Here is a 4866-nt window from a genome sequence, read left to right on the forward strand (position 1 = left end):
GCTGAGACGTCCGGTGGACACCGGGCGGACGCCGAGGGGCGGGAAAGCCGTACGCTGTCCGCCATGGACCGTACGCCCGCCGCCGCGACCGCCGACGACTTCCTCGACCAGGCCCTGCTGGAGGAGGCCGCGAAGAAGTCGGGGCTGCTGTGGGTGCGCGCGGACGGCGAGGCGCAGGCCCGCCCGCTCTGGCACGCCTGGCACGACGGCGCGGTGGTGGTCGTCGGCGGGGGCGGCGAGCAGCCGCTGCACGGGCTGACCCCGGGCGCCGGGGCCGTGGTCACCGTGCGCAGCAAGGACAAGGGCGGCCGGCTGACCGGCTGGAACGCCAGGGTCGTCGAGCTGGCGCCGAACGGCGAGGCCTGGCTGGGTGCCGTCGAGGAGCTCAAGGGCAAGCGGCTGAACGCGCCCGACACCGACGCCATCGCCGAGCGCTGGGCCCGCGAGTGCCGGGTGCTGCGGCTGGAGCCGACCGGGCCGCTGGCCGAGCGTCCGGGCGCGATGCCGGACGGCTCGCACGCCGCCGAGCCGCTGCCCACCCCGGCCACCACCCGCCGCCCGATCCCGGCCGGCCTGCCCAAACTGCTGTTCAAGCGCCGCTAAAGCCCGCCCTAACCTTTGGAAAGAGTTGGTGCCCGGGACTCCTCGGGCCGCTACCGTGCCACACCGGGCCGGGCCCCGGACGCGCGGGTAGCCTTGGCCGAACGTGCGCCCCGGCGCACACCGTGCGGCGTCGAGCGAGTCGAGGGAGTCCATGGCAGGGCCAGGTACCCGGGTCTTCATCTCCCACCTCTCCGCCATCGCGGTCTTCGACCCGAACGGCGACCAGGTCGGCCGGGTCCGGGACGTGGTGGTCTCGCTGAGGCTCGGCGGCCGTCCGCCGCGCGTGCTCGGCCTGGTGGTCGAGGTGGTCGCCCGGCGCCGGATCTTCCTGCCGATGACCAGGGTGACCAGCCTGGAGTCCGGCCAAGTGCTCACCACCGGCCTGATCAACCTGCGGCGCTTCGAGCAGCGCCCGGCCGAGACCCTGGTGCTCGCCGAGCTGCTGGACCGCACCGTCACCTGGTCCAAGACCGGTGAGGAGGTCACCGTGCTGGACGTCGGCATGGTGCAGACCCGGCTGCGCGAGTGGGAGGTCAGCAAGGTCTTCGTGCAGGTCGGCCGGGCCGGCCGGCTGCGCAAGGGCAAGGGCGAGCGGCTCACCCTGGACTGGCAGGACGTCACCGGCTTCGCGGTGCCCGAGCAGGACCAGGGCGCGGCCAACCTGCTCGCCACCTTCGAGCAGCTGCGCCCGGCCGACCTCGCCAGCGTGATGCACCACCTGTCCGCCAAGCGCCGCGCCGAGGTGGCCGCCGCGCTGCCCGACGAGCGGCTCGCGGACGTCCTGGAGGAGCTGCCCGAGGACGACCAGGTCGAGATCATCGGCAAGCTCAAGCAGGAGCGCGCCGCCGACGTCCTGGAGGCGATGGACCCGGACGACGCCGCCGACCTGCTCTCCGAGCTGCCGGGCGAGGAGGCCGAGCGGCTGCTCCAACTGATGGAGCCCGAGGAGGCCGCGCCGGTGCGCCGCCTGCTGACGTACGAGGAGGACACCGCCGGCGGTCTGATGACCACCGAGCCGATCGTGCTGGAGCCGGACGCGACGGTCGCCGAGGCGCTGGCCCGGATCCGGATCAGCGACCACAAGCCCGCGCTGGCCGCCCAGGTGTTCGTCTGCCGGCCGCCGAACGAGACCCCGACCGGGCGCTACCTGGGCGTCGTGCACTTCCAGCGGCTGCTGCGCGAGCCCCCGTACGTGCTGGTCGGCTCGCTGGTGGACGACGACCTGGACCCGCTGCCGCCGGACACCCCGCTGTCGCTGGTGACCAGCTACCTGGCGACGTACAACCTGGTGGCCGCGCCGGTCGTGGACGAGGCGGACCACCTGCTCGGCGCGGTGACCGTCGACGACGTGCTCGACCACCTGCTGCCGGACCACTGGCGCGACGAGGCGCTGCACGCCGGGGACGACGAGAGGGAAGGGGTGGCCGGTGGACACTGACCGCAACCGACAGCCGAACGACTCCGCGCGCCGGCGCCTGAAGGGCGAGCTGCGGGAGCTTCGCCAGCTGCGCGAACTGCGCACCCGCGAGGGCGGCGGCCGGGACCGCCTGGAGACCTCCCCGATCACCGGCTCCAACCGCGCCCGGCTCGACCAGCCGCGCACCGCCCGTCCCGGCCTGATCACGCTGCCGTCCTACGACCCCGAGGCCTTCGGCGTGCTGTCGGAGCGGATCGCGCGCTTCCTCGGCACCGGGCGGTTCATCGTCTGGATGACGGTGGTGGTCGTCATCTGGATAGGGTGGAACACCCTGCTGCCGGCCAGCGTGCGCTTCGACGAGTACCCGTTCATCTTCCTGACCCTGGCGCTGTCCCTCCAGGCCTCGTACGCGGCCCCGCTGATCCTGCTGGCGCAGAACCGCCAGGACAACCGGGACCGGGTCAACATGGAGCAGGACCGGGCCCGCAGCGACCGCAGCATCGCGGACACCGAGTACCTGGCCCGGGAGGTGGCGGCGCTTCGGCAGGGGCTCGGCGAGGTGGCCACCCGGGACTTCGTCCGCTCCGAACTCCAGTCTCTGCTCAAGGAGATGGACGAGCGCCGGGAGGCCTCCGAGGTGCTGTGACCGGCGGCACGCTACCGACCGGTTAAGGAGTGCTCCGGGCGCCGTACCATCAAGGCATGGCCAACGAGACAGAGGTCGCGGCCGGCGTCACGGAGGAGTCCGTACGCCAGGCGCTGGCGACCGTCAACGACCCGGAGATCAACCGCCCGATCACCGAGATCGGCATGGTGAAATCGGTCGAGATCGCCGAGGGCGGCGCGGTGCGCGTCGCGGTCTACCTGACCGTCTCCGGCTGTCCGATGCGCGACACCATCGTCACCCGGGTCCGCGAGGCGGTCGGCGCGGTGGCCGGCGTGACCGGCGTCGAGGTCGAGCTCGACGTGATGAGCGACGCCCAGCGCAAGGAGCTCTCCCAGCTGCTGCGCGGCGGCGCCCCCGAGCGGGAGATCCCGTTCGCCAAGCCCGGCACGCTGACCCGTGTCTACGCCGTCGCCTCCGGCAAGGGCGGTGTCGGCAAGTCCTCGGTGACCGTCAACCTGGCCGCCGCGATGGCCGCGGACGGCCTGAAGGTCGCCGTGGTGGACGCCGACATCTACGGCCACAGCGTGCCGCGCATGCTGGGCGTCGAGGGCCGGCCGACCCAGGTCCAGGACATGATCATGCCGCCGCAGGCGAACGGCGTGAAGGTCATCTCGATCGGCATGTTCACCCCGGGCAACGCCCCGGTGGTCTGGCGCGGCCCGATGCTGCACCGCGCGCTGCAGCAGTTCCTCGCCGACGTGTGGTGGGGCGACCTGGACGTGCTGCTGCTGGACCTGCCGCCCGGCACCGGCGACATCGCGATCTCGGTGGCCCAGCTGGTCCCCAACGCGGAGATCCTGATCGTCACCACCCCGCAGATGGCCGCCGCCGAGGTGGCCGAGCGGGCCGGCACCATCGCGGTGCAGACCCACCAGAAGATCGTCGGCGTGATCGAGAACATGTCCGGCATGCCGTGCCCGCACTGCGACGAGATGATCGACGTGTTCGGCACCGGCGGCGGCCAGACCGTCGCGGACGCGCTCACCCGCACCGTCGGCGCGACCGTCCCGGTGCTCGGCTCGATCCCGATCGACGTCCGGCTGCGCGAGGGCGGCGACGACGGCCGCCCGGTCGTGCTCGCCGCCCCCGACTCCCCGGCCGGCGCGGCCCTGCGCGCGGTGGCCGGCAAGCTCGGCGGCCGCCAGCGCGGCCTGTCCGGGATGTCGCTCGGGCTGACGCCGAAGAACAAGTTCTGACAGGACATGTGACGAGGGGCCGGATGGCGATCCATCCGGCCCCTCGCCGCGTTCAGGCCGTGTCTTGCGGATCCTTGCCGGGTCCGCGACGCCGGGGCACGGCCTAAGGCCTGTCTGACAATTCCCGCCGGGCGCGCGACGCTAATTGTCAGACATGGCCTAGGCCCGGGTGTAGCCGGCCAGGTCGGGGACGGTGGCGAAGCCGATGCCGTAGGCGCTGACGCCGCGTCCGAAGGCGCCGAGCAGGACGCCGGGGGCCTCCCCCGCCAGCACCCAGCCGTACTCGGACTCGCGGTAGCGGAAGGGCTGCGGCAGGCCGTTGACCGGCAGGCTGAGCGTGGACCAGCCGGGTCCGGCCAGGTCGTCGGCGAGGTCCCACGCCAGGGTGCTCTGCTGGTCCATCCAGTCCTGGCGCAGCGCGCGGTCCAGCTGGCCGGGCCAGGTCGCGGCGAGCAGGCCGGAGCCGGCCAGCCACGCGGCCGAGGAGGCGGAGGTCGCCTCCAGGGTGCCGGTGTTGTCGGCGCTGCGGCGGCTGTCCCGGCGGGCCATGGTGACCACGACCGCGAACTTGCGCACGTCGCGCGGCTCGAACTGCTTGGCCGGCTCGTCGCCGTGACCGAGGGTGCCGTAGTCGACGCTGCCGGCCACCCCGGCGCGGGGGCCGCCGGCGCCGGCCTGCATCAGGTAGCGGCGGCCGGTCCAGCCGTCGTCCAGGCCGTACCAGGGGAAGTCGGCGGACAGGTAGGGCACCAGCGGGTCCGCCGGGCCGGCCTGTCCGCCGACCACCGGGCCGCCGGCCGTGGCCGTCGCCCCTCCCGCCTGACTCGTCGCGTCCATCCCCGGGCCTCCTCAAACGCACGTGTGCCTGCCGTGGCGCGCTCCCATGGTGGCGCACCTCGGCGTTCCCGGTGGCCGTTCCTGGTCCGCGGGGGCGCGGATGTGACGGACGGCTCAGCGGGAACAATCAGCACAATAGCGGCGCA

At 73.4% G+C, this 4866-nt stretch carries 5 protein-coding genes; 4 read left to right on the forward strand and 1 reads right to left on the reverse strand.

All coding sequences use genetic code 11. The features are described from left to right. Positions 1–63: 63 nt before the first annotated feature. From J0670_RS30250 to J0670_RS30265, 4 genes are all read left to right on the forward strand, one after another. Positions 64–603 (forward strand): hypothetical protein, encoded by a 540-nt coding sequence (locus J0670_RS30250; protein ID WP_207814894.1) that lies wholly within the window; start codon positions 64–66, stop codon positions 601–603. 151 nt (positions 604–754) lie between these two features. Continuing rightward, on the forward strand, positions 755–2041 hold the full coding sequence (locus J0670_RS30255) for a magnesium transporter MgtE N-terminal domain-containing protein (protein ID WP_207814895.1): 1287 nt from the start codon (positions 755–757) through the stop codon (positions 2039–2041). Continuing rightward, complete coding sequence (locus J0670_RS30260; RefSeq protein ID WP_207814897.1) at positions 2031–2666, forward strand: DUF1003 domain-containing protein; 636 nt, start codon at positions 2031–2033, stop codon at positions 2664–2666. The genes J0670_RS30255 and J0670_RS30260 overlap by 11 nt, the downstream gene beginning before the upstream one ends. A 56-nt stretch (positions 2667–2722) precedes the next feature. Continuing rightward, positions 2723–3883: an Mrp/NBP35 family ATP-binding protein gene (locus J0670_RS30265; RefSeq protein WP_207814898.1), complete on the forward strand. Its 1161-nt coding sequence runs from the start codon at positions 2723–2725 to the stop codon at positions 3881–3883. Positions 3884–4042: 159 nt separating this feature from the next. Here the strand turns inward: J0670_RS30265 and J0670_RS30270 are convergent, their stop codons facing one another. Beyond that, positions 4043–4720, reverse strand: coding sequence for a hypothetical protein (locus J0670_RS30270; protein ID WP_207814900.1), 678 nt, complete (start codon positions 4718–4720; stop codon positions 4043–4045). Positions 4721–4866 lie beyond the last annotated feature (146 nt).

The organism is Streptomyces sp. FH025 (genome assembly GCF_017427025.1).
Lineage (GTDB): Bacteria > Actinomycetota > Actinomycetes > Streptomycetales > Streptomycetaceae > Kitasatospora.

What these genes read in the sequence shown, in the direction of transcription:
- J0670_RS30250 (WP_207814894.1), top strand. Translation starts at nt 64, where the DNA reads ATGGACCGTACGCCCGCCGCCGCGACCGCCGACGACTTCCTCGACCAG.
- J0670_RS30255 (WP_207814895.1), top strand. Translation starts at nt 755, where the DNA reads ATGGCAGGGCCAGGTACCCGGGTCTTCATCTCCCACCTCTCCGCCATC.
- J0670_RS30265 (WP_207814898.1), top strand. Translation starts at nt 2,723, where the DNA reads ATGGCCAACGAGACAGAGGTCGCGGCCGGCGTCACGGAGGAGTCCGTA.
- J0670_RS30270 (WP_207814900.1), bottom strand. Translation starts at nt 4,720, where the DNA reads ATGGACGCGACGAGTCAGGCGGGAGGGGCGACGGCCACGGCCGGCGGC.